The organism is Marinobacter psychrophilus, from assembly GCF_001043175.1.
GTDB lineage: Bacteria > Pseudomonadota > Gammaproteobacteria > Pseudomonadales > Oleiphilaceae > Marinobacter > Marinobacter psychrophilus.
Genome location: NZ_CP011494.1, coordinates 1,208,468 through 1,234,345 on the forward strand (window position 1 = coordinate 1,208,468; position 25,878 = coordinate 1,234,345).

Consider the following 25,878-nt stretch of genomic DNA (forward strand, 5'->3'; position numbering starts at 1 on the left):
TCATCGGTAACGGGATTTTCATGAGCAATATGTTTTGGATTGCCGCATCTTTATTAATCATGTTGGCATTGGCCTTTGTGCTGTATCCAGTTTTTTTCCACCGCTCTGGCCGGAGCCAACAGCTAGACCAGCGCAATCAGAATCTGCTGGCTTACCGCTCACGCATGCAGGAATTAGACGCCGAATACGAAGCCGGCGTGCTTGACAAAGAAAACTATGAGCAGCTAAAAACCGAGCTTGGTGGTTCCATGCTCGATGACATTCCTGAAAATGAAGCGCCTGTAGCCTCAACCCCCGGCCGTAAAACCGGCATGGCGGTGGCGCTATTGTCCATTCTGGCGATTCCCGCTTTGACCCTCGTGTTGTATGAGCGTTGGGGTGCTATGGATGAGGTAGAGCAGTTCATCACCATGGAGCAGCTGGGGGGCGGTGATGACGCCGGCCGCGAGCAACAGATGGCATCGCTTGCCGCGCAGTTGCAGGCTAAGCTGGAAGCCAGCCCGGACAACCCTGATGGCTGGGCCATGCTGGGGCAAACTTACATGCGCATGGAGAAATATCTGCAGGCGGCACAGGCGTTTCAGCAGTTGGAGCAAAGCGTAGGGCGTGCCGGCGGTGACGACCCATCTCGTGCTCTGGCTTTAGGCCTGGCTGGCCAGGCGATGTTTTTCCAATACCAGGGTGCTATGAACGCAGAGGTGCAGCAGGTCATTACCAGCGCGTTGGAGCTTGACCCAAACGAGGTTAATGCCCTTGGTCTGCTGGGCATCAGCGCTTTTGGCCAGGAAAACTACCGCGAGGCGATTGGCTTCTGGCAGCGTATTGTGCAGGTGGCACCCGATCATCCGCAGCGTGACTCCATCGAAGGCGGTATTCTTGAAGCCTACAACCGCTTGGGCGAAACGCCGCCTGAGAGTCTCCAGGCATCGATTCAGGCTTCCAGCCAGCCACCTGCTCAGGCCATGAAGAGTGATGGCCCCGCTGTCACCGTAAGCGTTAGCCTGGACGAGACTTTCTGGAACGACGTACCTGCCGATACCACACTGTTCGTGTTTGCCCGCCAGGCCAACGTCAACAGCGGCGCACCGCTGGCGGTTGCGCGCTTCACAGCCGCTGACATGCCGCTGGAGATCCGCCTGGATGACTCCATGGCAATGTCTCCGCAGAATACGATTTCCTCGGTTGAAACGGTGATGGTTACGGCGCGTTTAAGCCCCAGTAGCAGTGTTATGGCCAGCGCCGGCGACTGGCAGGGCAGCTTGGCGGCGCCGGCTACAGTAGCCGCTGGTGAGCAAACACCTCTGACGCTGGTGATTGATAGCTTATTGATCGAATGAGCATGGCCTTGCCGCGGTAGCGACGAACACGTTGGCGCTGCCGCGGTGGCTTGTAATGACCTGTACCTGAGTGGCGCTAACGCTGCGATGCGTCAATGGCAGGCGGGTACAGTGGCGATAGACCGTTATTTGCCGCCTGACTGGCAGGCCTGCGCGCTAACTCACGAATCGCCTGTTGCAGCTGTGCCGAGATATTCGACGCATTGTCCTCCAACGGTTGCTCGGTGCCATAACGGTGCCGTTCAAGCGTGGTCAGAGCGTCAGTGAGCGGCGGTAAATGACAGAACTCCGCCACTTGGCGCCAACTTTGAAATCTTTTGGCCGGATACTGCAGATTCATCCAGCGCAGCAGCAGTCGCGGGGTGTCCGGATTGTTGTTGCCGGCAGCGGCCAGCAGTTCCTTGTAGAGCTCTGAACCGTCTGCGCCGGTGTTACTCTTGGTTGCCTTGTTGGCTCGATAACGGGAGCGCTTTGCGCGCCAGACAGAACCTGCTGTAATACTCCAGCCAACGGCCATAAACAGCGCCAGCCAAGGCCAGAAAGCACCGCTGCCAGTATTGATTTGGTCGTTTACATCCAATTCTGGATCTGTGTCGTCACCGTATTCATTCAGCTTTCTATCGACAGCGGCGACCGCCGGAGCTTGGGCCTGAACCTGAGCCTGAGCATTGAAGTCTGAACCGGGTGCAACCACCAGCACGCGCTCGGGGATAATCGCGACTTTTTCTGAATCGCTTGCGGTATCCCACCAGGGAACGCGTACCTCGGGCAGGCGTAGTTCACCGGCTTGCACCGGCACCAGGGCGCTGGCCTGTTGCAATATAGACGTCAGGCCCTCGGCGCTGATGTCGGTGGCACGCTTGGCTGGTTCTGGATAGCTGCGCAGCCCGGGCGTTGTCTGAGCCGGAAAGGGCGCCAGTGTGGCATCTGGCAAACCTTTGGCGCGCAGGGTTAGTTGGCGGGTCAGATTTGCACCGCTGGTGACGCGATTATCGTTGGGCAGCCCGCTTTCTTCCAGCGTTAACCCTGTGGCGGGTAGCCAGACGCTGCCGCTGAATTGCGGCGGTATGTCTTTCACAGGCAGGTCAAACAGTTGTTCGCTGCTGCGGAGGATCTTCAGGCGGCCGCTGGCGCCGCGAAAGCTGCCTTCAAATTCGAGGGGCGCCAGGCTGAGTTGGCCCGGTATCTGCGGGTAAACCGCGTAGCGGCGCTCAATCATACGGTAGCGTTGATCACCCCGAACCCGGGCGTATTCCTGCTGTGGGCCCAAAGATTCAATCACCGCGTTATTGCTGACAGGTTCCGACAGTTCGCCGCTGACGAGCTCATTGCTGAAGTACAGTTGTACCGTTAGCAGTAGCTGCTCCTGCACATAAAGTTCGGCTTTGTCAGTGGAGAGCTCTATAAAAACTTTTCGCGCGTCGACAGACGAACGTTGCGCCCATGCCGGCAACGCCAGCAGGCACAACGCGATGATCAGGAACCGACGAAAGCCACGGCAATCGCTGTAACCGTTATGATCATAACGCCGCAACGGCGCTGAAAATGTGCTGTTTCGTTCTACCATGGCGTATCGCCTCTGTCTTCTGGTGTCTGCCGTTGCCGGTATTGCTGAAGGAATTTCTGCTGCAACAGACCGCCCGGGTCATCGGGCACCCGCCTTAAAAACTGCTCTTGGCTTTGGTTCAGCGGGGCCTCACGGGTATCTGCCAGGGCCTGTTCCGGGCCAGGCTTTTTAGCAGGTTCATTCTCGGGCTCATTTCCTGATTTTTCACCAAGTTCGGCATCGAGCTCTGCGCTATCGCCGTTGTTGTCAGATTGCTGATCGCGCCCGTTTTCATTTTTTTCCGGGTTTTTGGAGCTCTCGGAATTTTCAGAGTTCTCTGAATTCTCGGAACCTTCGCTGTTCTGCGGCTGCCCGTTCTGGCTGTCCGAGCCGGGTTCCTGCTTGGATGATGGATCTTGCTCTTGCTGTTGGAGCAAGCTGGAAACCAACGCACGGTTGGCAAGCGCATCCGCGTGCTGAGGCTGCAGGGAGAGTGCTTGGTCGTAGGCGGAAATAGCGGATTCCAGTTTGCCCGCTTGAGCCAGGGCGTTGCCCCGGTTGTAGGCACCGTCAGCTCCGGGCACCTCGGCGAAGCGCTCACCGGCGGCCTCGAACTCGCCGCCGCGATAAAGTGCTGTACCTTGCCATTCGGGCGTTTGTAGCTGCTTTGCGGCCTGCTTTGGGTCCTGCTCTATCAGAGCTGGCGCGCGCTGGTCTTCACGTTGCCACAGTTCGCCCCAGCTAAGGGCTTGCGCAGGTTGTGGCAGGGTAGGTAGCAAGGCCAGGGCGAACAGCGCTAAAGCGCCGCGGCGCCAGATCAGCAGTAACAAGGGAAGGGCCAGCCACAGTAGCCAGTAGCCGTCTTCTTGCCACTGTGAACGTTGGCGTGTCTTTGCAGGATCAAACCGTGCCGCGTCAGTTTCGGCAAAAGCTGCGTTTAGGCCGCTGACCGCCAGCGTGCTGAGGTCACGGCCATCCAGCGTCAGGGTCGCGCTTCTGCCGCCATTGGTCGCCGCCAGTTGCGCTAATGCCTCGGGCGCTGCCTGGCTGATTACAATGCGGTCGCCGTCGCGTATAAACCCGCGGTCGGCCAGGGGGATTGGGCCGCCGGCGCGGGTGCCAACGGTGAGTGTGTCCAGTTGAAAACGGCTGCCGGTCAACAGCCCGGTAATGGCCTGACGGTAACGGGGTTGCACGTCGTCTGTGATTAACAAAATACGACCGTTGCCGGGTGCTCCGCGTTCGAGCAGCTCCATGGCCTTGCGCACTGCTAGATCGGCGCGGTTGCCTGCAGCTGGCATCATCAGCGGGTCCAGAACCGCGAGCATGGATTCGGTCGTGGCGCTGTCGTCACTGAGGGGCGTTACGCTGTGGGCGTCTGCGGCGAACACCACCAGAGCTGTAAGGCTGCCTTGGCGCGCGGCAAGAATGTCGCGAACCTTGCGTTTGGCCAATGTCAGGCGGTTGGGCTGCACGTCGGTGGCCAGCATCGACAGCGACAAGTCCAGCACTATCACCAGGCTGTTGGCGGGCGGTGCCGCGGGGCTTGGCGCCTGGCGCCACACCGGGCCTGCCAAGGCCAGACTGATCAGCGAAAACGCCAGCACAGCTGCTAGCGGGCTGGCGATCCGTGGCATTTTTGTGAGCACTTTTCGCTGGTCGGCAGCGCTGTGTTGCGGCTCCGGCAGCAGCGGTGTCAGAAGATGCCGGGGTATCAGTGCTGACCAGCCGCTGTCGCCGTCACCGCGATGGCGGGTAAGCCAGTACACCAGCGGTGCGGCCAGCAGCAGCAAAAGCCACCAGGGCCGCAGCCATTGTAACTGCGAAATCATCAGCTCAGACATGGGGCTGTTTCTCTGTTTTAGGGCCGTGGTGAAACGGCTGCCGGCGTCGCTTTTGGTGGCGGCGGAACAAGAGCGCAAACAGCCATAGCGTTACGGCCAGCGCTGCCGGCCAGACATAATATTCTCGCACCGGTCGGTAAAACTGACCTTCTTGGAGGGCCGGTTCGAGCTGGTTAATGCTGGCGTAAATACCGCCAAGCTCGGCCAGATTACGGGCGCGAAAATATTGGCCGCCGGTTTGCTGTGCCATGCGTGTTAGCAGGGCTTCGTCTAGATCCCGCGACGGATTGCGCTGCCGTAGTCCGGTTATGGCGCTGTCCGCGCCGGCGCCAATACCGATGGTGTAAAGCCTCACGGCACTGGCCTGTGCCAGCTCACTGGCTTTGTCAGGCGTTATTTCGCCGGCGGTGTTGGCACCGTCGGTCAGCACAATGGCAACTCGTTGCTCCAGGGGCCGCTCGCGCAGGCGCTTCACCGCTAGCCCGACGGCGTCGCCAATGGCGGTTGCGCTCCCGGCCATGCCGAGGCCGGCCTCTTGCAGCAGAATGTTTACCGTTGTTCGGTCAAAGGTCAGGGGTGCTTGTACATAGGCACGGCTGCCAAACAGAATAAGGCCCAGTCGATCGCCCTGGCGCTGATCAATAAACTCGGCCAGCACCTGTTTTACCGCCTGTAACCGGTTAATTCTTCGGCCCTGACGCACCATATCCGGTTCGTCCATGCTGGGTGAAATGTCTACTACCAGCATCAGGTCGCGTCCTGTTGTCGGCAGTTGTCGAGCCTCGCCTACCACTTGCGGTCGCGCCAGCGCCAGCACCAACAGCAACCAGCCCGACAGTGTGAGCAACCGCAGCCATGCAGGGTTCCTGATGCCATGGCTGAAAACCCCGGGCGTGTCCGTTAACCAATGCCCCAAGGGCATTACTGGTGCCTGCACGGGTTGAGCTGCGCGGCGCCGCCAAAGCAGCGCCAGCGGTAGCAATGCAAGCAACAGCACCCAAGGATAAGCCAGTGTCATGGCGCACCCCGCAGTTGTTTTTTATGGTCTTGCAGCCAGCGCCCGGCGAACGCTAGCGCGTGCTGCGGGTCGCAGCTGCTGTGGGGTTGCCAACAGGCATTCACCATTGTGGCAACCAGGTCTTCTGCTTCAACGGCGTTAGCGCTACTGTGCTGCAAAAACGCGACCCAATCGTCGCCGCTCAGGGCGACTACCGGCTGCAGTGGATAGATGTCACGGGCCACACGCTTCAGCAATGCGTTAAGCCGGCTGAACCAGGCGGAGCTATTTTGCAATGGCGTTTTTGATTGCGCCTGCAACGCCGCCAGTTCCCGTTGGGCAGTTTGCCAGCGCCGGTTGCGCTGCTGCCAGCGCTGCCATGCGCGCACGGCCAGCACCAGGCAAAGTAAGCCTGCAGTGGCGAGTAACCACCAACCGGGAGCTGGCGGCCACCAGCCTGTGCTTCCGGGTAAGCGGATATCGCGCAGTTGTTGCAGCGCGTTGGCGGCGTTGTTGGCGGTGCTAGGGTTGTTCATCCGAGGCGGCCCCCGCCGGCCATCAGTGCGCGCAGCGCCAAGCGCGGATGTTCGCCAGTAGAAACACCAATGCTGGTTACCGCCGCCACGCGCAGACAATGTTGCAACCGCTCGTGGTGTTGGTTCATGCGCTGCTGCCAGGCTTGGCGAAACGTGTTGTCTGCGGCGTCAAACCACAGCGGCCCAGTGGCGCTGGCCACCGCAAACTGGCCGTGCCGGGGCAATGCCTGCTCCAACGGATCACTGATATGAACGGCGCTGACACTGTTGTGCTGAGCCAGCCGGCCCATTAAGCCAGCGCTGTGTTTGCTAAGCTGCATAAAGTCACTGATGATGAAAATTCGGCTGCCGGTGCGCGCAACACGACAAGCTTCTGCCAGTGCGTTGTCCAGCGAACCTGGCTCTGCTAGAGGTGCGTTCGGGGTGGGATGAAACTGGCCGGGCTGATGTTGCAGGCGGGCAAGGTTGTCTAGCAGCCGCAGTACTGAGGTCTTGCGCCGTGCAGCGCGCTGCAACGTTAACAGTTGGCCATTGAACACCAAACCGCCAACCCGGTCGCCGCCAAAAAGCGCAACCCAGGCCAACATGGCAGTCGCCTGGACAGCGCGCACTTGCTTGTAGGCGCCAGTACTGGCAAAGAACAGTGACGGGCTTACATCACATAACAGCAAAACCGGGCGCTCTCGCTCTTCCTCGTAAACTTTTGTATGGGCCTGCTGTCGCCTTGCCGTTACTCGCCAGTCAATGGCGCGAATGTCATCGCCCGGCTGATATTGCCGAACTTCGGCAAACGCCATACCGCGGCCTCTTTGTGGCGAGGTATAAGCTCCAGCCTGGCGGCTGCGGGTGGCCTTGGCCGACGGCAGCCGCAGCGTATGGGCTTCTGCCTGTAGCTTTACCAGCGCAGCCAATGGCAGCGCGATGTCGTGCGCTGCATTGGCCTGCGCGGCAGAGGTCGACACATCGAATTCGTTACCGTGAGTCATGGGCGGATTACGCCGTTACCGGCAAACATTCTAACAGTCGCCGCAAAAAATCGTCGGTGCTGATGCCTTCAGCTTGGGCGTCAAAATTTAGTAGCACCCGGTGGCGCAACACGTCAAAGGCCACATTGCGGATGTCGTCCGGGGTCACGTAGTTGCGCCCGTCAAGCCAAGCCAGGGCGCGGCTGCAACGGTCCAGTGCGATAGTGCCCCGCGGGCTGGCACCAAAACTGGCCCAGCGCGCCAGTTCCGGGCTCAGTTCTGCAGGCTTGCGAGTGGCCAGCACCAGCGCCAGTAAATAATCTTCAACAGCTTCTGCCATGTGTACGTCGGCCACTTGTTGGCGCGCTGCAAACACCTCGCTGGCGCTAACACGGCAGGTAGCGGCGGCCGCAGGTTGGCGAAAGTCACGGCGCGCCAGATGCAGAATTTGGCGCTCGGCGCTGGCATCGGGGTAATCAATCAACACGTGCATCAGAAAGCGGTCGAGCTGGGCTTCCGGCAGTGGGTAAGTGCCTTCCTGTTCTATTGGATTCTGCGTTGCCATCACCAGAAACAGCGGTTCCAGCGGGAAGGTGTTCATGCCCACGCTGACCTGGCGTTCGCCCATGGCTTCCAACAGCGCCGATTGCACCTTGGCCGGGGCGCGGTTTATTTCATCGGCCAGTACCAGGTTGTGAAACACCGGGCCGCGCTGGAATTCGAAAAGACCGGTTTCCGCGCGATAGATTTCACTGCCGGTTACATCGGAAGGCAGCAAGTCAGGGGTGAATTGGATGCGGTGAAAGTCACCTTCAATATATTCAGCCAAGGTTTTGACGGCGGTGGTTTTCGCCAACCCCGGGGCGCCTTCCACCAGCAGGTGGCCATCCGCCAGCAGAGCCATCAACAGGCGATTAACCAGGATTTTCTGGCCAATAATACGGCTTTCGAGCTGATTCTGAAGATTTAGAAAAGTCTGCTGCAATGATAACGGCGATGACATAGGCAAGGTACTCGTGACCGGTAACAGTAAAAGATAGCTATGCTACAACAATTGACCTGACAAAATTGGACTGATAAGTAGTTGCCGCAATTTTGCGGAGATGCCGGCAAAAATCAAGCGCTTGGCATATCCTTGTGCAACAACAACGCTACAAACATCAGCTCAACCGTTTACACGAACTAGAGGTACGCTATGAATGCGCTGACAGTGGCCAGTAAGGAACACTTTTTTTCTCAGTTAGAAGAGGCGTTTGGCGAAAAAATTGCTAAAACGGAAGCCACTCGAATCAGCGAATTTGCCCGCCAGCATTACTCGCAGATACCTCTGGAAGAACTGGTCAAGCGGCGATTTTCAGATATTTATGGCGGCGTAATGGCAGCATGGCAGTTTCTGCGCCATCGCGGACAAGACGAGACCCCGGTTTCAGTATTCAATCCCGATCTGGAAAGCGACGGATGGACCTCTACACATACGATGATTTTTATCATTCATCCCAATATGCCGTTTCTGATTGACTCACTGCGCATTGCCATTAACCAGCGCGAAATTGGTACCCATTCTATTCAGCACGCGGTACTTCAGATCAGCCGTGATAAAAATGGCAAGTTGGCCAGTCTGCACAGTAAAAATACCAGCGGGGCGGTACCGGCCGGGTTTGCTCAAGAGGCGTTTATTGCCATTGAAATTGATCGCCATAGCGCGCCGGAAGAGATGGCCGAGTTGGAACAGGTACTGCAGAGCGTATTGCACGAAGTACGCATTGCTGTGGGTGACTTTCCCCGGGTCAACGCGAAAGTGATTGAAAGTCGCGAGGAGCTGGAGCATTCCGCTGGAGACATCAGCAAGCAGCAGAAAAAAGAAGCACAGGCTTTTTTGACCTGGCTGCAAGAAGACCATTTCACCTTTTTGGGTTACGACGAGTACGACTTTGTAAACGATAAAAACGGCGTGGAAGTGCGCCGGGTAAAAGACTCCGAACTTGGCATATTACGGGTGACCAACGAACGCCCCGTGTGTGTGCGTTTAAGCGAGCTGCCTAACCGCACTGGTCAGGAAATGACCCGCACTGACGATGTGCTTATTTTTGCTAAATCCGCCCAGCGCTCGCGCGTACATCGTCCGGCCTACCCGGACTACATTGCCATAAAACGCTTCAATCAGAAGGGTGAGGTCGTCGGTGAACGGCGCTTTCTGGGCCTTTATACCGCTCGGGTGTACAACGAGCGGCCGGACCAGATTCCATTGATTCGCCGCAAGTTTGAAAGCGTGATGACGCAATCCGGCTTCCCCCGTGACGACTATACCGGCAAAGAACTTGACCAGATTCTGACGGTGTTGCCTCGTGACGAGCTGTTTCAGCTCAATACCGAAGAGCTGCTGCGACTGGCCACCGGCATACTGTACATCCAGGAACGCCGACGCATTGAACTGTTCATGCGCGAGGACGTGTACGGCCAGTTTGTGTCGTGTCTGGCCTATTTCCCGCGGGACATCTACAACACCGAACTGCGTCTGAAAGTTGAGCAGGTTTTAATAGAAACCCTGGGCGCTGAAGACATTGAATTTGTCACTTATTTTTCTGAATCGGTTCTGGCGCGGGTGCAGTTCACCATTCGCGTGCCGCCTATGGAAAACCGCCAGCTGCAACTGGCCGAGATTCGCCAAAAGGTATTCGGGCTTGCACAGTCCTGGAGTGACGGGCTGTTAGAGGCGCTTACCGAGGCCTGGGGCGAAGAAAAAGGCAGCGAGATGAAGCGTAACTGGAGTACTGGCTTCCCTGCCAGTTACCTGGAAATGTTTTCGCCGCGTCGCGCCGCCATTGATCTGGAATACGCTGCCAGTGCCGCCAAAACCGGCGACATGGCGATGAGTTTTTACCGGGCGTTGGAAGAAGACGACAGCACCATCCACTTTAAATTGTTCTATCCCAACCATCCGGTACCTTTGTCAGACGTTATGCCGGTGTTCGACAACTTCGGCTTCCGCGTGCTCAGCGAACACCCTTTTGAAATGACCAGCCGCAGTGGCGAAGTGGTCTGGCTGCACGACTTCACTCTGCGCACGGCTTCCGGCGCCACGGTCGACCTTCAGCGTTTGCGCCCGCTGTTTGAAGAACTTTTCCGTCGTGTGTGGCGCGGCGATGCCGAGAACGACGCCTTTAACCGTCTGATGAAATCGTCTTATAAGAGCTGGCGCCAGATTGCGCTGCTGCGCACCTATGCCCGTTACATGCGCCAGATCCGCTTTTCCAACAGCCAGACCTTTATTGCCAGAACCCTGTTCAACCACAAGAACCTGACCGAAGTTCTGCTGGCCTACTTTGAGGCCCGCTTTAATCCGGATAACGGTTACAGCCCGGCCAAGCGCGAGGCTACGCAGCAGAAACTGCTGGTGGAATTCAACACCGGGCTGGAGGAAGTAGAAAACCTGAGCGAAGACCGGGTGTTCAAGTTTTATATGGAGCTGATTCACTCCACCCTGCGCACTAATTATTACCAGCCCGACGAGTCTGGCCAGCCCAAGTCTTACATCAGCGTAAAGTTGGATCCGACCGGCATTCCGGACATGCCACTGCCGGTGCCGATGTTTGAAATATTTGTCTATTCGCCGCGCGTAGAAGGTGTGCATCTGCGAGGTGGTAAAGTGGCGCGCGGAGGCCTGCGCTGGTCGGATCGTTTTGAAGATTACCGTACCGAAGTGCTAGGCCTGGTAAAGGCGCAACAGGTAAAAAATGCGGTGATTGTGCCGGTGGGAGCGAAGGGCGGTTTTGTTGCCAAGCAACTGCCGAAAGCCTCTAACCGCGAGGCCTTCCAAACCGAAGGCAAAGAAGCGTATAAGACCTTTATTCGCGGGTTGCTGGATATTACCGACAACTTGGTGGACGGTAATATTGTGCCGCCGCTCAGCGTGGTGCGCCAAGACGCAGACGATCACTACCTGGTAGTAGCTGCCGACAAAGGCACTGCCACATTTTCTGACATCGCCAATGGCCTGTCTGCCGATTACGATTTCTGGATGGGAGACGCCTTTGCCTCTGGCGGTAGTAATGGTTATGACCATAAAAAAATGGCTATAACCGCCCGCGGCGCCTGGGTATCGGTAGAGCGACACTTCCGGGAAATGGGTATTAACCCGGCGGACGACGAGTTTACCGTGGTGGGCATTGGTGACATGGCCGGTGACGTGTTTGGCAACGGCCTGCTGAGCTCAGAAAAAACCCGCTTGGTAGCGGCGTTCAACCATATCCATATTTTTATCGATCCGTCTCCGGACGCAGCCAAGAGTTATAAAGAACGCCTGCGCCTTTTCAAAATGCCGCGTTCGGCCTGGACTGATTACAACAGCGAGTTGCTATCCGCCGGTGGTGGCGTTTTTAGCCGCAGTACGAAATCCATTCCGCTGAGCCCCGAAATCAAAGCCCTGCTAGGAATTAACGCAGATCGGGTGCCGCCCAACATGCTGATTGCCCACATTCTCAAAGCGCAGGTAGACCTGCTATGGGTTGGCGGCATTGGCACCTATGTTAAAGGCGGTGGTGAAAGCCACAGCGATGTCGGCGATAAAGCCAATGACGGCGTTCGTATCAACGGCGCTGACCTGCGCTGCAAGGTGGTTGCCGAAGGCGGTAACCTGGGCCTTACACAGCGTGGTCGTATTGAATATGCGCTCAAAGACGGGCGCCTGAACACCGACTTCATTGACAATTCCGGTGGTGTGGACTGTTCAGACCACGAAGTGAATATAAAGATTCTGCTCAATCGTTCCATTGTGATGGGCGATTTGACTGCTAAACAGCGCAACCTGCTGCTGGAAGACATGACCGAAGACGTGTCTGCGCTGGTGCTGAAGAACAATTACCGCCAGACCCAGGCTCTGAGCATCGCCAGCGAAGATGCCCCCAAGCGCATTGAAGAATGTCGTAGGCTGATGAACACCTTAGAGGCAGAAGGCAAACTTAACCGCGAGCTGGAGTTTTTGCCTGACGACGAGGCCTTAAACCAGCGCAAGCAGGCCGGTAAAGGCCTGACACGGCCGGAACTTGCGGTGTTGATTGCGTATGTAAAGGCAGACTTAAAGCAGACTCTGGTCGCCAGCAACCTGCCTGATGACCCGCTGTTGGCGGGGGAAATGTACAAGGTGTTTCCGCGGGAGCTTAATCGCAAATTTGCCGAAGAGCTGGGCGAACACCAGCTAAGGCGGGAAATCATTGGTACCCAGATTGCCAATGATATGGTCAACCACATGGGCATTATTTTTGTCGACAGCATCAAACAAGCGACCGGCGCCGATTCGGCGCAGATAGCCTTGGCCTGGATTATTGCCCGCGATCTGTTCCGTGTTGACACCTGGTGGGACCGTATTGAAGACCTGGATTTCCATGTAAGCGCTCAGCTACAGATAGAACTGATGCAAGAAGTTATGCGACTGATGCGGCGCACTGTGAAATGGCTTTTGCGTAATCGCCGCGCCGAACTGTCGATTGCCCATCACATTGAGCGCTTTGCCGACAGCGTTTGGGCTATTACTGCGGGCCTGCCAGACTACCTTAACGGACAAACCCGTAAACTCTGGGAAAAGCGCTATCAGGCTCTGATGGATTCCGGAGTGCCGGAAGATCTGGCGCCGGTGCTGGCCGGCACCAACTATTTGTATTCGTCGCTGGGTATTATCGAAGCCCAAGAAGCGACAGACGTGCCATTGAAAACTGTGGCCAGCTTGTACTACGAAATTAGCGAACGTCTGCAGTTGAACTGGTTTGCCGGCGCCATCTCGGCGCTGGTGCCAGCCAGCCACTGGCAGTCGCTGGCGCGGGAAAGTTTCCGTGAAGACCTGAACTGGCAGCAGCGGGCGCTTACCACCGGCGTGCTGCAGCAAGCAGGCGAGCCGCATGATGTGGCCCAGTGCGTGGATCAATGGATGGCTCATCACCAGCCCAAGATTGACCGCTGGCAGGAGATGTTGGTCGAGTTGAAACGCAGCACTGAGCCGGAATACGCGATGTTTTCTGTGGCCCTGCGGGAACTACTGGACCTGGCGCAGACAACGCTTCACCAGGCACCCGCTGAACCGGTAGAAACGGCTTCTGATGTGAACTAGGTATTGATTAACGGGAGCAATTCCCGTTCAATCTTTCGCCTTAACTCAAAATCGGAGCGCGTAGATGGGGCAACTGGATTATTTACTGGAAAAAAACCGGGCCTGGGCAGAGGGTATTAAAGCACAGGACCCACAGTTTTTTGATCGGTTATCAAATCAGCAGGCCCCGGAATATTTGTGGATTGGTTGTGCAGACAGCCGGGTGCCAGCTAATCAGATTGTGGACCTGATGCCTGGCGAGTTATTTGTTCACCGTAACGTGGCCAACGTGGTGGTGCACACAGACTTTAACTGCCTGTCGGTGCTGCAGTTTGCGATTGACGTGTTGAAAGTGAAACACGTTCTTTTGGTGGGCCACTACGGCTGCGGCGGCGTTAAAGCCGCCCTGTTAAACGAGAGTTTTGGTCTGATTGCCAACTGGCTGCGCCACGTGCAAGACGTGCGTGATCGTTACCGGCACATTCTGACACCCATCACCAGTGTGCAAGATCGCGCTGACCGCTTGTGCGAACTGAACGTGATTGAACAGGTGGACCACGTGTGCCAGAACAGCATTGTTCAGGACGCCTGGAAACGGGGCCAAGACTTAACCGTGCATGGCTTCGTATACGACCTGCGTGACGGCATAATGCGGGATATGGGCATACCCATATCCAGCGCGGCCGTTAGCGAGCATGCCCGCCAACAATCGGTGGATGAAATGGTACTTCGCCCGGTGCGCTCCGGCCGCCTGATTAAAGCCTGAACTACGGAACGTCCATGTCTGCATTACCTAATTCTCACGAAGCGCTGCTTCGTAATCGTTCTTATCTGACCGGCAAGGTCGCCCTGTTGGGCGCTACTGTACCGGGTTTACTAACTGAGCTGGCAACGTTGGGCAGCACTGGCCTGGCTATGACCGAACACGCCGGGTACGCCCAGGCCCTGGAACAGGCCGGCAGTTGGCCGGTGGCCTTTGGCTACGACGCCCCGGCCCTGACTGCCGCAGCTTTTGATTCTGTTGTGGTGTTTTTGCCCAAGGCCCGCGCTGAGCTGGATGTGCGACTGTCGCTGGCGCGTTGGCTGGTGTGCCCCGGTGGCCGCCTGCTGGTGTTGGGGGAGAAAAAAGAGGGCATTGCCGGCGCGGTAAAACAGCTGCGCGAGGCCTTGCCTCAGGTGCAAAAAATTGACAGTGCGCGGCATTGTCAGGTTTGGTGCGCAGACGACGTAACACCGCTTGCGCACTTTGCCATCGCAGATTGGCTGGATTGGAGCCAGGTCAGCGTTGCTGGCCGGGGGCTCGAGGTAGCAGGCTTACCCGGTGTGTTCAGCCGTGGCGAACTGGATTCGGGCACAAGCCTTTTGCTGGAAACCTTGGCCAGCACCCCCTTAACCACCCTGTCGGTGCGGGCGGCGCCCGGTATACCGCCGACGCGAGCTGGCAAGGCCTTGCGTGTTCTCGACTTTGCCTGCGGTGCGGGTGTTATTGGCGCCTGGTTGCAGATTGATGAAAACACGGACCTAAGCGTTGACGCCGTAGACGTGCAGTCGCAAGCGCTGCTGAGCGCGCGCGCGACTTACAACCGAGTGGGTGCGCGGGGCGAGATTATTGCGGCTGACGGCATTGCCGGGCTAGACGGTCGTTGGCAGGCGGTAGTGTCTAACCCGCCGTTCCACAGCGGTGTGCGCACCGACATGACCATGACCGAGCGCTTTGTGCGCGACTTGGCCAGCCACTTGGAACACGGCGGTGAGCTGCGCCTGGTGGCCAACAACTTCCTACCTTATGAGGCCTTGATTCGTCGCTGTATTGGCCCGGTTGAACGGCTTGCAACAAACAACAAGTTTACGGTGTACCGAGCCTTTCGTCAGTGACGTGGCCGTTGAATCTGGAGCGCGCGGTGCCTGCGCCAACGCTTGATAAGGCAGCGAAGCCAAATGCCAAGGCTGCCAGCCTTCAAGCCTGGGATTCAGCGGATGAACTGCTATTGCAGCAGGCCACGCATTGGATGAAGGACGGGTGGCTGGCGGATAAACAGCCGGCGGGTAAACAACACCCGCGGGTGCTAGTGGTGGATGATAACTTTGGCGCCCTTACGCTGGGGCTATGGGAATCGCAGCCGATTACCCTGGCCGACAGCGCGGCCCTTGAGGGTTTGCTGGCATACAATCTTGCTTTGAATCCACCGCTGCAGAGCAATCTGAGCGATCAGCCAGTGCCTCTAAGCTGGTGCGACGACCCGGTGTTGGCGCAGGAAACGGCAACAAACAGCTCGCACAGCGACAGTAGACTGGAAGGGCTGTTTGATCTGGTGGTCATGCGCATTCCCCGCTATGGCGACTACCTAGCCTGGCTGCTTCGACGGGTGAATGCCTTGCTGGCAAACAACGGCGTGCTACTCGCTGGCGGTATGATAAAGCACTTGCCAAATCGCAGTGTGGACGTATTTGCCCAGGCAGTTGTTACCGAAAAAGTGTGCCCGGCGCGCAAAAAAGCGCGGGTGGTGATATGTCGCAAGGGGAGCGCAGAGTTAACAAACTGGACCCCGGCGTGGCAGGGCTACTCGCTTGCTGCGGGCGCTGAAAAAGCAAAAGCACTGAACGTTGCAGCTCTGCCGGCGGTCTTCGCCCGCGACAAGCTGGATATTGGCACCCGGGCATTGCTGCCCCACGTTACGGAGGCAGCCGCAGCGTTGGCTCCAGGCGCGCGTGTATTAGACCTCGCCTGCGGTAATGGCGTACTTGGATTGGCAGCACTGGCGGCGAACAGCCACCTTGAGCTGACCTTCAGCGATGTTTCCAGCCAAGCGGTCATTAGCGCCGCTACCAACGCCGCCCGTGAATTCCCCCACAGTGCATTTGCTTTCCGCCATGCCGACAGCATTGCGGCAGACGGCGGCGAGTTCGATCTGATACTGCTTAACCCGCCGTTTCACGAGGGTGGGGTTGTGGGTGATCATATCGCTCTAGCGCTGTTTGCCGCTTCCCGCCGCCACCTTCGCCCTGGTGGACGCCTGTTGCTGGTGGGTAACAGGCATCTGGGTTACCACCGCAGCCTTGGCCGCTTTTTCCCCCAGGTGCGCCAGCTAGACGCCAACCCTAAATTTGTGGTGTTAGCAGCCAGCCGTTAAAAGCCAAACGCTGGTGTCCGTTTACGACCGCTTTTGATCACAACTTTTGATTGCAGCTTTGGATCACGCCCCTTAACCACACCTCTCGATCAGGCAACGGAATTAGATGGCAGGGCGGTCGTAACCCAAGCGGGCCAAGGTGTCGACAATGGTTTGGGTCTGGCTGTCGATTTCAATGTTTACGTTCTGGCCCACACTGGTTTCGCCAAAAACCGTGGCGCGCAAGGTTTCTGGAATCAGATGGACATTGAAGCGGTTGTCATGCACTTCGCCAATGGTAAGGCTGGCGCCGTTAATAGCAATGTAGCCCTTGGCAAACACATAGTGGGCCCAGGCTGCCGGTACTTCAAACCAAAGGCTAACGTTATTTTCGCTGCGCACAATATCAACAACCTGCGCGCGAGTGTGAATGTGTCCCGAGAGTAAATGCCCACCAATTTCATCGCCAATGCGCGCTGCGCGTTCGTAATTCACCTGGCTGCCGGCCTCCAGAGCGCCCAACGTCGTCGCCCGCAGGGTTTCCTGCATGGCGTCAAAGTAGAGAACGTCGCCTTGCTGGCGGGTGACGGTCATGCAGGTTCCGTTTATGGCAACCGAGGCGCCGATGGTCACGCCTTCGGCTCTGCCAGCGGGCAAGGCGATGGCAAACGTACTGAGCCCTGGCGCAGTGATAACGTCTTCAATGGTCGCAATGCCCTGAACAATGCCTGTAAACATGGGGAAAGCCTCTTGCGGTTGAAATGATGACGTAGCATACGGTGGGCCAGAATAACCAGATGACGCCAGAGGAACAACGCGGGCCTCAAGATTCTGCCGCCGGTGCCGTTAAAGTTGATAAGTTCTTACATTTTCAGATGGAATTGCCCATGGCCCAGAACACAGGCACCCAGGCGCGACAGGCACCTGCAACGGCGTCGTCAGCCGCAGCGCCCGCGGTATTGCGCCAAGGCCGGGCGGCAGACCGGGCGCCGGCCGCGGCGGATAAGGCTGTCGCGGTTGCAGGCCAAGTCACTCAAAATAACACTCAACCGTCAAGTGGCTCAAATGAAAGCGCCAAGCAGCCGTCTGACGCAATGGCTGCCGACGCGGCGGGCAGTCGCGATGCTTCCTCTGGTACCAATCGTGACAAAGCCGCCAACCACCAGCGACAGCTGCGATTGATGATGCGCCAATGTGACCGGGTGCTGCTGGCCGATTACGACTTGCTGGCGATGGAGAAATGGCCGGATAACGCCCGGATTTCTGCTGCGCGAAGGCGCCGGGATCTGTGGTTGCTGGCGGTGACCGTTGCTGCTGTTTTCTTTGTCAGCGGCGTGCTTGGTTTATTGCCGGCGTGGCTGGGCGGTGCAGGTTTTGGTGTGTTTGTTACGACGGTCCTGCTGGCAGTACCGCCGGTACGCCGGGTATTCAATCCACGTCCATCAAACCGGGAGCTGGTGCAACAGCGAGGGCAAATGCTGCGGGACGCCAGGCGGCATGTGGCGCATCTAGAGGGAGTCGATGGGCTGGCGTGGCAGTGCGAACGTATGGCGGCGTTCAACCCTGCGCTGGCAAGTCATAGCTTTTCGCGATTACGGGAAGCATCGAAGACGCATACACTGGTGCAACAATTGACTGAGCGCAAATACGTGCGCCTGTATCTGTTTTATCTTGTAGAGGCTGACAAAGCGTACCAGAGGTTGCAACAGGTGTTTCTGGACAGTCGCCAAGAGGGACTGGATCAGGGTTTGGCGGAAGGCGGCCCGGTAGACGACGGAAAGGACAGTGCTAACTTGACAAATTGATCCTTCAAACGTATGTTTAAAACGTATGTTTAAAACACACGGTTATCAATAGAATCAGGATTTACAATGGCGCAATCAGATACTGTAGATCGCATTTTGGATGCAGCGGAAGAGTTGTTCGCCGATCGTGGGTTTGCTGAAACGTCGCTGCGGATGATCACCAGCCGGGCAAAAGTGAACCTTGCCGCTGTAAACTACCACTTTGGCTCCAAAAAATCCCTGATACAAGCAGTTTTTGCCCGCTTTTTAACACCTTTTTCGGCCACCGCCGAAGCGGCGTTTGACGATCTGGAAAAAAGTTGTAATGGCAAAGCGCCAACGTTAAATCAGACCCTGCGGGCCCTGACCGAAAGCGCAGTGCGAACGCCCCAGCGCAGCGAGCGAGGCATTGCGATCTTCATGCGGCTTCTTGGCCTGGCCTATACCCAGTCGCAGGGGCACTTGCGAAAATTTCTGGAGCAGGAATACAGCGAACCCTTCAGCCGCTTCATGGGTTTGTTGAAAGAAGCCACGCCAGAGCTTTCTGTGGTCGATCGTTACTGGCGCATTCAGTTCATGCTTGGCGCCACCGCTTTTACCATGTCCAGTAATGAAGCTTTACGTGATATTCTGGTTAACAAGATGGGCGTGGAAACCAGCGTGCAAGAAATTGCTGCGCGTCTGGTGCCATTTTTGGCGGCTGGCATGCAGGCGAAAGACCCGATGCTGGCTCCTATGCCCTGCAATCAGGAATCACTGGCTGTGTTGTAATCAGTCAGTGCCGCCACTAAGCCCGAATGGAGCCTATTGTGGTTATCGGCGATTCTGCTGTCAGTCATCTGCTTATTGATATTGCCCTTCAGCGTCTGCAACTGTTTGACGACACCTTCATTTGCGTGGGCGATTATTCGGTGTCTACAGCGCGTAACGGTGCTGGCGAACGTGATGGCAGTGGTTGCACGCCCCGGGGCCAACATTATATTCGCGTCATGATTGGCGCTGGGCAACCACTGAACAGCGTATTTCGTGGCCGCCGCCCAACCGGCGAAATCTACAACCCCGAACTGGCCATTGATCACCCCGAGCGTGACTGGATATTGTCGCGCATTGTGTGGCTGTGTGGCCGGCAGTGGGGCGTGAATCGCGGCCCCGGGGTCGATACTTTTCGCCGCTTCATATACATTCACGGCACTCCTGACACCGAACCGATGGGCACTCCGTTGTCACACGGTTGCGTGCGTATGCGTAACGCAGACCTGGTGGCGCTGTTTGCCCGATTACGGCCAGGGATGCCGGTGCTTATTTTTTAGTACGTCGATTTTAACCTGTTAGTACAGAGCACCGGCAGAGCTGCCAGGCGCACTCTTCGTTTTGCATAAGAGGGATTCCATGATTGAGGAAGGCATAGTGGCCTTTAGTGGCTGGATGACGAACTTCGAGCTGCTATCTTCGGGCTGGCGCGCGGGTCTAATTGTGTTTGGTCTGGTATTTGGTACCGCAACGGTGGCCTTCATGGTCAGCCGCGTGATTGCCGCCATGGAACGCAAGTTTATTGAAACCCGCAATATCTGGGATGACGCCATACTGCACGCCATACGTTTGCCTCTGGTGTTTTTTATCTGGTTGCAGGGCGTTTATTGGGCGGCGGAAGTGGCCTACTACTATTCCGAGGCGGATGTGTTTACCGCCAACGATGCCTTGCTTGAAATTGGCTTCATTTGGGTGGTGAGCTGGGCTGTTTTGGGCCTGATCAAGCAGATTGAGCAGGTGTTAGTGTCGCCGGTTAAAATGAAAAAACCGATGGATTACACCACGGTTAACGCAATCAGCAAATTGTCGCGAATGGTTGTCATCATTACCGTCATACTGATTGCGTTGCAAACCCTGGGTTACAGCATTTCCGGGGTACTGGCGTTCGGCGGTGTGGGCGGTATCGCCATTGGTTTTGCCGCCAAAGACCTGTTGGCCAACTTTTTCGGCGGTTTTATTATCCACCTCGACCGCCCGTTCAAGGTAGGCGATTGGATACGCTCGCCAGATCGCAATATTGAGGGCACGGTAGAGCAGATCGGCTGGCGTATGTGCACTATCCGTACGTTTGACAAACGCCCGCTTTATGTACCCAACGCTACGTTTACCACCATTGCAGTAGAAAACCCGTCACGTATGTCTCACCGTAGAATTAGTGAAACGATTGGCGTGCGTTATGAAGATATTGACCGCGTCTCAGGCATTGTGAGCGACATACGCTCAATGCTGCAAAATCACGACGAGATCGAAGCCCGGCAAACTCTGATTGTGAATTTTCTGGCGTTCAATCACTCCACGCTGGACATCATGGTGTATACCTTCACAAAAACCAGCGAGTGGGTGAAGTATCACGAAGTGAAGCAGGACGTGTTGCTGAAAATCAGCGACATCATTATTGGCCATGGCGCCGAGTTGGCGTTCCCCACCCAAACGCTGCACGTGGCTGATAGCGTTAAGCTGAAGCATTTGGAACACGATTTTGGTCGAGATCAGGGTCGCGGTGATACCGCTAACGAAGCCGGTGAGCGCTCTCTGCGCGACAACCACGAAGAAGCCGTCAGCCAACAGAAGTCGGTAGAGAAGCATTATGCAAAACCTCGTTGAGCAACCCGTTGGCATCATCGGTGGCACCGGCCTGATGGCTCTTGAAGGTTTACAAATAACCGGCGAGCGGAGCACGGCCAATGCCTGGGGTATACCTTCGTCCGTGCTTACCAGTGGGTTGTTGGGCCAGCAGAATGTGCTGTTTCTGGCCCGCCACGGTAACCCACACCGTATACCGCCTCACCAGATTAACTACCGCGCCAATGTTCAGGCGCTTTTTGACGCCGGCGTGCGCACGTTGGTGGGCGTTAACGCTGTTGGCGGCATACACCCGGATATGGGGCCGGCCCACATTGTCATACCGGACCAGCTGATTGATTACACATGGGGCCGCAGTGGTACGTTTTTTGAGGGCGAACTGGATAACGTCACCCACATTGACTTCACCTGGCCTTACAACGAGTCGGCGCGGGCGATTTTGATTGAGCAAGCGGAACGTCTGGGACTGAGCTTTTCCAGCCACGGGGTTTATGGTGCCACCCAGGGGCCACGCTTGGAAACCGCTGCGGAAGTTCGCCGTATGGAGCGTGATGGCTGTGATCTGGCGGGTATGACCGGCATGCCGGAAGCGGCCTTGGCCGCAGAGTTGGGAATGCGTTATGTCAGCTTGTGCCTTGTAGTCAACTATGCTGCAGGTAAAACCGACACGGCGATCACCATGGCGGACATTCAGCGTGCGATTGATGACGGTATGGTTGCCGTGAAAACGCTGCTAAAGGACTCTGTTGCCGGGCTTGGAGCCCTGCAGACGAAAGCCTGAGCCGTGTTTCGGCGCTGGCAGCTCAATCCTCGATTTTTGCGAAATAAATCAACACGCCGATGGTGGGCGAATCCAGAAAATGGATCTTGCTGCTGCGCATGCGGCGGGTTTCACGGATCCAGGTCAGTAGCTGCGGTTCAGCCTGAGCGCTGGGCTGCGCCGCTGAGGCAGCATCTTGCCAATGATTCAGGTGAGTTTCGACGTGCAAAAAACGCTTGCGATCGATTTTTATATAACCTTCCACGTCACGCTGTCTTGCCTGGGGCAACCAGTCGCCAACGGCCACCGCCAGGCGTTCGCCAACGTAGTTCTGCGGAAAATCTTCGAGCCATCCGGCTTTGGCCAGAATGCGGAAACGGCCGCTGTTGGTCAGCCGTGCGGCGGCACTGTCTAGATACAGGCCGCTGACCTGATCCAATGAGCTGCGCGGTCCACCGTCCTCAGGTGTAAACCAAAGCGCCTTGTTAATAATCGGCGTGGGGGTGACCGTTTGCCCGCTCATATTCTCGACCAGATTTTCAGGCGCGATAATGCGCTCCAGAATCACGAATTCCGCGCGATACCGGTCGCTGGCTTGAGCCAGAGGCGTACCCACTACCAGTGTCAAAAGAACCAGCACGGCCATCGTAAAAGGTGAGTTCGGGTGTTTACGCAAGTCAGTTTCTCCAACAGTCATCGGGGCCGGCCTGAGGATTTGGCCGGTGCCAGTTCATCGAACATAGCGGCAATGCCATCAAGCTTACCACCGGTTGAGGTGTCGTTCAGCCGGAAACGGAAACTGTTGGCGCCTTCCAAGCGATACTCACCGGGGTCAGATTGCACTTTCTTAATCAGTGCCAGCGGGTCTACGCTGGTGCTGTTGCCAAATTCCAGTCGCGCCCATTCCTTGCCAGCGTCTACCTTGATGACGCCCAGAGCCTCGGCGCGCATCCGCAGCGCTGCCTGGCGCATCAGATTTTTGGCCGGTTGCGGCAGCAATCCAAAACGGTCGATCATTTCTACCTGAAGTTCTTTTAATTGTTCATCATTGGCAACGCTGGAAATGCGTTTGTACAGCATTAGCCGGTTATGAACGTCTGGCAGGTAATCGTCCGGAATCAGCGCCGGGATGCGCAAATTCATTTCGGTGCCGTGACTCAGTGGCAGCTCTGCGTTGGGCGTACGGCCTTCGCGGATGGCCTTTACCGCTTCGTCCAGCAGTTGCATGTACAGGGTAAAGCCAATGCTTTCAATTTGCCCGCTCTGCTCCTCGCCCAGCAGTTCGCCAGCGCCGCGGATTTCGAGGTCTTGGGTGGCCAGCATAAAGCCGGCGCCCAAATCCTGAGCTTCAGAAATAGCCTCCAGGCGCTTTTTTGCATCTGAGCTGATGGCTTTCGGTGGCGGTGTGAGCAGGTAAGCATAGGCTTGGTGGTGGGATCGGCCCACCCGGCCTCGCAACTGGTGCAGCTGGGCCAGACCGAATTTATCCGCGCGCTCGATAATAATGGTGTTGGCGGTGGGCACGTCTATGCCGGTTTCAATGATGGTGGTACACACCAGTACGTTAAAGCGCTTGTGATAAAAGTCTTTCATGATCTGTTCCAGATCGCGTTCGCGCATCTGGCCGTGGGCAACGCCAACGCGGGCTTCGGGAATCAGTTGGCGCAGGTCTGCCGCAGTTTTTTCGATGCTGGTCACGTTATTGTGCAGAAAGTACACCTGACCGCCACGCAGGATTTCCCGCAAAATCGCTTCTTTCACCATGGGTTCGTCGCGCTGGCGGACAAAGGTTTTTACCGACAAACGCCGCGCCGGTGGTGTCGCAATGATGGACAGGTCACGCAGGTGGCCCATGGCCATATTCAAGGTGCGGGGAATGGGCGTGGCGGTCAGGTTGAGCATGTCGACTTCGGCCCGCAGCGCCTTTAACTTTTCTTTCTGTTGCACCCCGAAGCGGTGCTCTTCATCAATAATCACCAAGCCCAGATTTTTGAACCGAATGTCGCCTTGCAGCAGTTTGTGGGTGCCAATAACAATATCGGCTTTGCCATTTTCCATGGCCTCCAACGCTTTATTGGTTTGGCTGCCGCTGCGGAAGCGGCTGAGCAACTCTACATTAACGGCGGTATCCGAAAAGCGGTCGCGGAAAGATTCGTAATGTTGCTGCGCCAGCAGAGTCGTAGGCACCAATACCGCCACCTGTTTGCCAGACCAGGTCGCTACAAACGCGGCGCGCATGGCCACTTCGGTTTTGCCAAAGCCTACGTCGCCGCAAATCAAACGATCCATCGGGCGCTCGCTGGTCATGTCTTCCAGCACCGCCATAATCGCCACTTCTTGATCCGGTGTTTCCTCGAACGGGAAGCCAGCCGCAAAGGTGCGGTAGGCTTCCTGCGGGTTCTCGAAGCTGAAGCCTTTGCGGGCTTCGCGGCGGGCGTACACGTCTAAAAGCTCAGCAGCAGTGTCGCGTATTTTCTCCAGAGCTTTTTTCTTGGCGTTGTTCCAGCGATCGGTGCCCAGCTTGTGCAGCGGCGCGTGTTCGGTGTCGCTGCCGGCGTAACGTGAAATCAGATGCAGGCTGGACACAGGAACATACAGCTTGGAGCTGCCAGCGTATCCCAGCATCAGAAATTCGCTGGCTTCTCCTTCCACGGTGATGGTTTCCAAACCCTGATAGCGGCCCACACCGTGGTCAATGTGCACCACCGGCGAGCCGATACGCAGTTCCGAAAGGTCGCGGTAGCCGTCGTCATTTAGTTCAGTGGGCTTTTCCCGACGCCTGCGTTGCAGCACTCGATCACCGAAGAGAGCCGTTTCGGTGATCAGCGCCAGTTGCCGGTCTGGCAGCACCAAGCCCTGCTCCATAGGCGCGATGGTAATGCCCAGACTGCATTTTGGGCTATCCAGAAAACTCTGCCAGCTGTCTAGCGCCTGAAGTTGCAGGGATTGTTGGGCGAGGTTGTCGATCAGCGCTTCGCGCCGGCCAGACGATTCGGCACAAATCAGAATGCGACCGTCGAATTCGCTGATGAACCGTTTTAAGCGCCCGGCAGGGTCCGCTGCGCGTCCGTCCATGGCGATGTCTGGTAGTTCGCGGGCGGCACAGTTCACGCTGCCGCTGCCGTCGTCGGTGGCTGTGCGGGTGGTTACCCGAGGAAACTGCTTGAGCAGCCCAAACAGCTCGTCCTGCTGTAAAAACAGCTGGGTTGGCGGCATGATTGGCCGCACGCGGTCGTGGCGGCGTTCTTCATGACGGTTACGGGTTTCGCTGTCGAACTGCTGCACTGATTCGTTCAGGCCGTCTGCAGTGAACACCCGAGTACTGGCCGGCAGATAATCAAAAAGCGTGGCAGTGGCATCAAAAAATAGCGGCAAATAATATTCAATGCCTGGCGATGTGATGCCCTGACTGACGTCCTGATACACAGGCGCGCTTTTGTCTGCGTTGGGGAATTGCTCGAACCAGCGCCCGCGAAACGCCGAACGGGCTTGTTTATCCCAAGGGAACTCAAACGCCGGCAGCAGTTCCACCTGCTGAATGCGATCGACTGAGCGCTGGGTGTCCGGGTCAAAGGTGCGCAGGGTTTCAATTTCGTTGTCGAACAAATCAATGCGGTAGGGCTGGCTGGCGCCCATGGGGAAAATGTCCAGAATGGCGCCGCGCACAGCGTATTCGCCGTGCTCATAAACATTGTCGGCATAGCGGTAGCCGGCCGCTTCGAGCTGCAAACGCCAGCTGTTGATGTCAAGCGATTGGCCAACTTTTAACAGCAGGGTGTTGCCTTGCAAGTAATTTACCGGCGGTAAGCGGTGCATCAGGGTGCGCGCAGGTACAACAAGCACGCCGTGTGCGGTAGAGGGCAGGCGATGCAAGGTGCGAATGCGGCGGGAAATAATATCCTGATGGGGCGAAAACTGGTCGTAAGGCAGGGTTTCCCAGTCTGGCAGCGACAGCAACTCCAGACCATCAGCGCTTACGGCCGGGCCGTCTTCTTCTGCTGGCAGGCCCAGAAAAAACCGCATTGCCTGTTCCAGGCGGATGGCATCGGCGGTGCTGCGGGTGATCACCAGGGTTAACCCCTGATGGTTGCGCGCGCTTTCACAAACTGCCAGAGCGTCACTGCTGCCATGAAGCTGACCCCAGACACGATGATCGGCAGGCTTTTTTGGGAACTCCGGGGCAAGCAGGGTAGTGCTGGTCATGTTGGAAAATGTGCCTTTTTCGAATTCGAGAGCCGTTAAATAAGCTGGCCATTCTACCGCTGCAGAGCAGGAGGGGTCGAGTGGATGTAAAAACGGGCGCTGGA

At 56.9% G+C, this 25,878-nt stretch carries 19 protein-coding genes; 10 read left to right on the plus strand and 9 right to left on the minus strand.

From position 1 onward, the window contains the following. Window positions 1–20 precede the first annotated feature (20 nt). On the plus strand, window positions 21–1,337 hold the full coding sequence (gene ccmI, locus ABA45_RS05380; protein ID WP_048384625.1) for a c-type cytochrome biogenesis protein CcmI: 1,317 nt from the start codon (window positions 21–23) through the stop codon (window positions 1,335–1,337). A gap of 76 nt (window positions 1,338–1,413) precedes the next feature. On the opposite strand, the gene ABA45_RS05385 is transcribed toward ccmI, so the two are convergent. The 6 genes from ABA45_RS05385 to ABA45_RS05410 are packed head-to-tail and all read right to left on the minus strand — an operon-like array spanning window position 1,414 to window position 8,228. Beyond that, window positions 1,414–2,904, minus strand: coding sequence for a BatD family protein (locus ABA45_RS05385; RefSeq protein ID WP_048384626.1), 1,491 nt, complete (start codon window positions 2,902–2,904; stop codon window positions 1,414–1,416). Further along, window positions 2,898–4,727 carry a VWA domain-containing protein gene (locus ABA45_RS05390; protein WP_084708278.1) on the minus strand — a complete coding sequence of 610 codons (1,830 nt, stop codon included), beginning with the start codon at window positions 4,725–4,727 and terminating at the stop codon, window positions 2,898–2,900. The genes ABA45_RS05385 and ABA45_RS05390 overlap by 7 nt, the downstream gene beginning before the upstream one ends. Then, window positions 4,720–5,745 (minus strand): vWA domain-containing protein, encoded by a 1,026-nt coding sequence (locus ABA45_RS05395; protein ID WP_048384627.1) that lies wholly within the window; start codon window positions 5,743–5,745, stop codon window positions 4,720–4,722. The genes ABA45_RS05390 and ABA45_RS05395 overlap by 8 nt, the downstream gene beginning before the upstream one ends. Further along, window positions 5,742–6,260, minus strand: a complete 519-nt coding sequence (locus ABA45_RS05400) for a DUF4381 domain-containing protein (protein WP_048384628.1) — start codon at window positions 6,258–6,260, stop codon at window positions 5,742–5,744. Before ABA45_RS05400 ends, ABA45_RS05395 begins: the two co-directional genes overlap by 4 nt. After that, window positions 6,257–7,246: a DUF58 domain-containing protein gene (locus ABA45_RS05405; RefSeq protein WP_048384629.1), complete on the minus strand. Its 990-nt coding sequence runs from the start codon at window positions 7,244–7,246 to the stop codon at window positions 6,257–6,259. Before ABA45_RS05405 ends, ABA45_RS05400 begins: the two co-directional genes overlap by 4 nt. 7 nt (window positions 7,247–7,253) lie before the next feature. Then, complete coding sequence (locus tag ABA45_RS05410; RefSeq protein ID WP_048384630.1) at window positions 7,254–8,228, minus strand: AAA family ATPase; 975 nt, start codon at window positions 8,226–8,228, stop codon at window positions 7,254–7,256. 192 nt (window positions 8,229–8,420) lie between these two features. Between ABA45_RS05410 and ABA45_RS05415 the strand changes: the two genes are divergently transcribed. From ABA45_RS05415 to ABA45_RS05430, 4 genes are all read left to right on the plus strand, one after another. Beyond that, window positions 8,421–13,325, plus strand: a complete 4,905-nt coding sequence (locus ABA45_RS05415; RefSeq protein ID WP_048384631.1) for an NAD-glutamate dehydrogenase — start codon at window positions 8,421–8,423, stop codon at window positions 13,323–13,325. A 64-nt stretch (window positions 13,326–13,389) separates the two neighbouring features. Further along, entirely contained in the window at window positions 13,390–14,070 is a 681-nt protein-coding gene (gene can, locus ABA45_RS05420; RefSeq protein WP_048384632.1) for a carbonate dehydratase, read from the plus strand. Between the two features lie 14 nt (window positions 14,071–14,084). Then, the gene (locus ABA45_RS05425) at window positions 14,085–15,179 is read left to right on the plus strand and encodes a class I SAM-dependent methyltransferase (RefSeq protein WP_048384633.1); all 1,095 of its coding nucleotides are present in this window, start codon (window positions 14,085–14,087) and stop codon (window positions 15,177–15,179) included. Further along, on the plus strand, window positions 15,176–16,435 hold the full coding sequence (locus ABA45_RS05430) for a class I SAM-dependent methyltransferase (protein ID WP_053076125.1): 1,260 nt from the start codon (window positions 15,176–15,178) through the stop codon (window positions 16,433–16,435). The genes ABA45_RS05425 and ABA45_RS05430 overlap by 4 nt, the downstream gene beginning before the upstream one ends. A 102-nt stretch (window positions 16,436–16,537) precedes the next feature. Here ABA45_RS05430 and ABA45_RS05435 read toward each other — a convergent pair whose 3' ends face one another. Beyond that, the gene (locus ABA45_RS05435) at window positions 16,538–17,152 is read right to left on the minus strand and encodes a riboflavin synthase (protein WP_048384634.1); all 615 of its coding nucleotides are present in this window, start codon (window positions 17,150–17,152) and stop codon (window positions 16,538–16,540) included. A 149-nt stretch (window positions 17,153–17,301) separates the two neighbouring features. On the opposite strand from ABA45_RS05435, the gene ABA45_RS05440 reads away from it, so the two are divergent. The 5 genes from ABA45_RS05440 (at window position 17,302) to ABA45_RS05460 (ending at window position 21,592) form a co-directional block, all read left to right on the plus strand. After that, the gene (locus tag ABA45_RS05440) at window positions 17,302–18,219 is read left to right on the plus strand and encodes a hypothetical protein (protein ID WP_048388718.1); all 918 of its coding nucleotides are present in this window, start codon (window positions 17,302–17,304) and stop codon (window positions 18,217–18,219) included. A gap of 66 nt (window positions 18,220–18,285) precedes the next feature. After that, window positions 18,286–18,969 (plus strand): TetR/AcrR family transcriptional regulator, encoded by a 684-nt coding sequence (locus ABA45_RS05445; protein ID WP_048384635.1) that lies wholly within the window; start codon window positions 18,286–18,288, stop codon window positions 18,967–18,969. Window positions 18,970–19,007: 38 nt separating this feature from the next. Further along, window positions 19,008–19,508: a L,D-transpeptidase gene (locus ABA45_RS05450; protein WP_048384636.1), complete on the plus strand. Its 501-nt coding sequence runs from the start codon at window positions 19,008–19,010 to the stop codon at window positions 19,506–19,508. A gap of 79 nt (window positions 19,509–19,587) precedes the next feature. Next, window positions 19,588–20,832, plus strand: a complete 1,245-nt coding sequence (locus ABA45_RS05455) for a mechanosensitive ion channel family protein (RefSeq protein WP_048384637.1) — start codon at window positions 19,588–19,590, stop codon at window positions 20,830–20,832. After that, window positions 20,816–21,592 carry an S-methyl-5'-thioinosine phosphorylase gene (locus ABA45_RS05460; protein ID WP_048384638.1) on the plus strand — a complete coding sequence of 259 codons (777 nt, stop codon included), beginning with the start codon at window positions 20,816–20,818 and terminating at the stop codon, window positions 21,590–21,592. The genes ABA45_RS05455 and ABA45_RS05460 overlap by 17 nt, the downstream gene beginning before the upstream one ends. 22 nt (window positions 21,593–21,614) lie before the next feature. Here the strand turns inward: ABA45_RS05460 and ABA45_RS05465 are convergent, their stop codons facing one another. Then, entirely contained in the window at window positions 21,615–22,268 is a 654-nt protein-coding gene (locus tag ABA45_RS05465) for a CsiV family protein (protein WP_048384639.1), read from the minus strand. Further along, complete coding sequence (gene mfd, locus ABA45_RS05470) at window positions 22,265–25,774, minus strand: transcription-repair coupling factor (RefSeq protein ID WP_048384640.1); 3,510 nt, start codon at window positions 25,772–25,774, stop codon at window positions 22,265–22,267. The genes ABA45_RS05465 and mfd overlap by 4 nt, the downstream gene beginning before the upstream one ends. Window positions 25,775–25,878 lie beyond the last annotated feature (104 nt).

What these genes read in the sequence shown, in the direction of transcription:
- ABA45_RS05405 (WP_048384629.1), bottom strand. Translation starts at nt 7,246, where the DNA reads ATGACTCACGGTAACGAATTCGATGTGTCGACCTCTGCCGCGCAGGCC.
- mfd (WP_048384640.1), bottom strand. Translation starts at nt 25,774, where the DNA reads ATGACCAGCACTACCCTGCTTGCCCCGGAGTTCCCAAAAAAGCCTGCC.
- ABA45_RS05415 (WP_048384631.1), top strand. Translation starts at nt 8,421, where the DNA reads ATGAATGCGCTGACAGTGGCCAGTAAGGAACACTTTTTTTCTCAGTTA.
- ABA45_RS05465 (WP_048384639.1), bottom strand. Translation starts at nt 22,268, where the DNA reads ATGACTGTTGGAGAAACTGACTTGCGTAAACACCCGAACTCACCTTTT.
- ABA45_RS05445 (WP_048384635.1), top strand. Translation starts at nt 18,286, where the DNA reads ATGGCGCAATCAGATACTGTAGATCGCATTTTGGATGCAGCGGAAGAG.
- ccmI (WP_048384625.1), top strand. Translation starts at nt 21, where the DNA reads ATGAGCAATATGTTTTGGATTGCCGCATCTTTATTAATCATGTTGGCA.
- ABA45_RS05435 (WP_048384634.1), bottom strand. Translation starts at nt 17,152, where the DNA reads ATGTTTACAGGCATTGTTCAGGGCATTGCGACCATTGAAGACGTTATC.
- ABA45_RS05385 (WP_048384626.1), bottom strand. Translation starts at nt 2,904, where the DNA reads ATGGTAGAACGAAACAGCACATTTTCAGCGCCGTTGCGGCGTTATGAT.
- ABA45_RS05390 (WP_084708278.1), bottom strand. Translation starts at nt 4,727, where the DNA reads ATGTCTGAGCTGATGATTTCGCAGTTACAATGGCTGCGGCCCTGGTGG.
- ABA45_RS05400 (WP_048384628.1), bottom strand. Translation starts at nt 6,260, where the DNA reads ATGAACAACCCTAGCACCGCCAACAACGCCGCCAACGCGCTGCAACAA.
- ABA45_RS05460 (WP_048384638.1), top strand. Translation starts at nt 20,816, where the DNA reads ATGCAAAACCTCGTTGAGCAACCCGTTGGCATCATCGGTGGCACCGGC.
- ABA45_RS05395 (WP_048384627.1), bottom strand. Translation starts at nt 5,745, where the DNA reads ATGACACTGGCTTATCCTTGGGTGCTGTTGCTTGCATTGCTACCGCTG.
- ABA45_RS05410 (WP_048384630.1), bottom strand. Translation starts at nt 8,228, where the DNA reads ATGTCATCGCCGTTATCATTGCAGCAGACTTTTCTAAATCTTCAGAAT.
- can (WP_048384632.1), top strand. Translation starts at nt 13,390, where the DNA reads ATGGGGCAACTGGATTATTTACTGGAAAAAAACCGGGCCTGGGCAGAG.
- ABA45_RS05425 (WP_048384633.1), top strand. Translation starts at nt 14,085, where the DNA reads ATGTCTGCATTACCTAATTCTCACGAAGCGCTGCTTCGTAATCGTTCT.
- ABA45_RS05455 (WP_048384637.1), top strand. Translation starts at nt 19,588, where the DNA reads ATGATTGAGGAAGGCATAGTGGCCTTTAGTGGCTGGATGACGAACTTC.
- ABA45_RS05440 (WP_048388718.1), top strand. Translation starts at nt 17,302, where the DNA reads ATGGCCCAGAACACAGGCACCCAGGCGCGACAGGCACCTGCAACGGCG.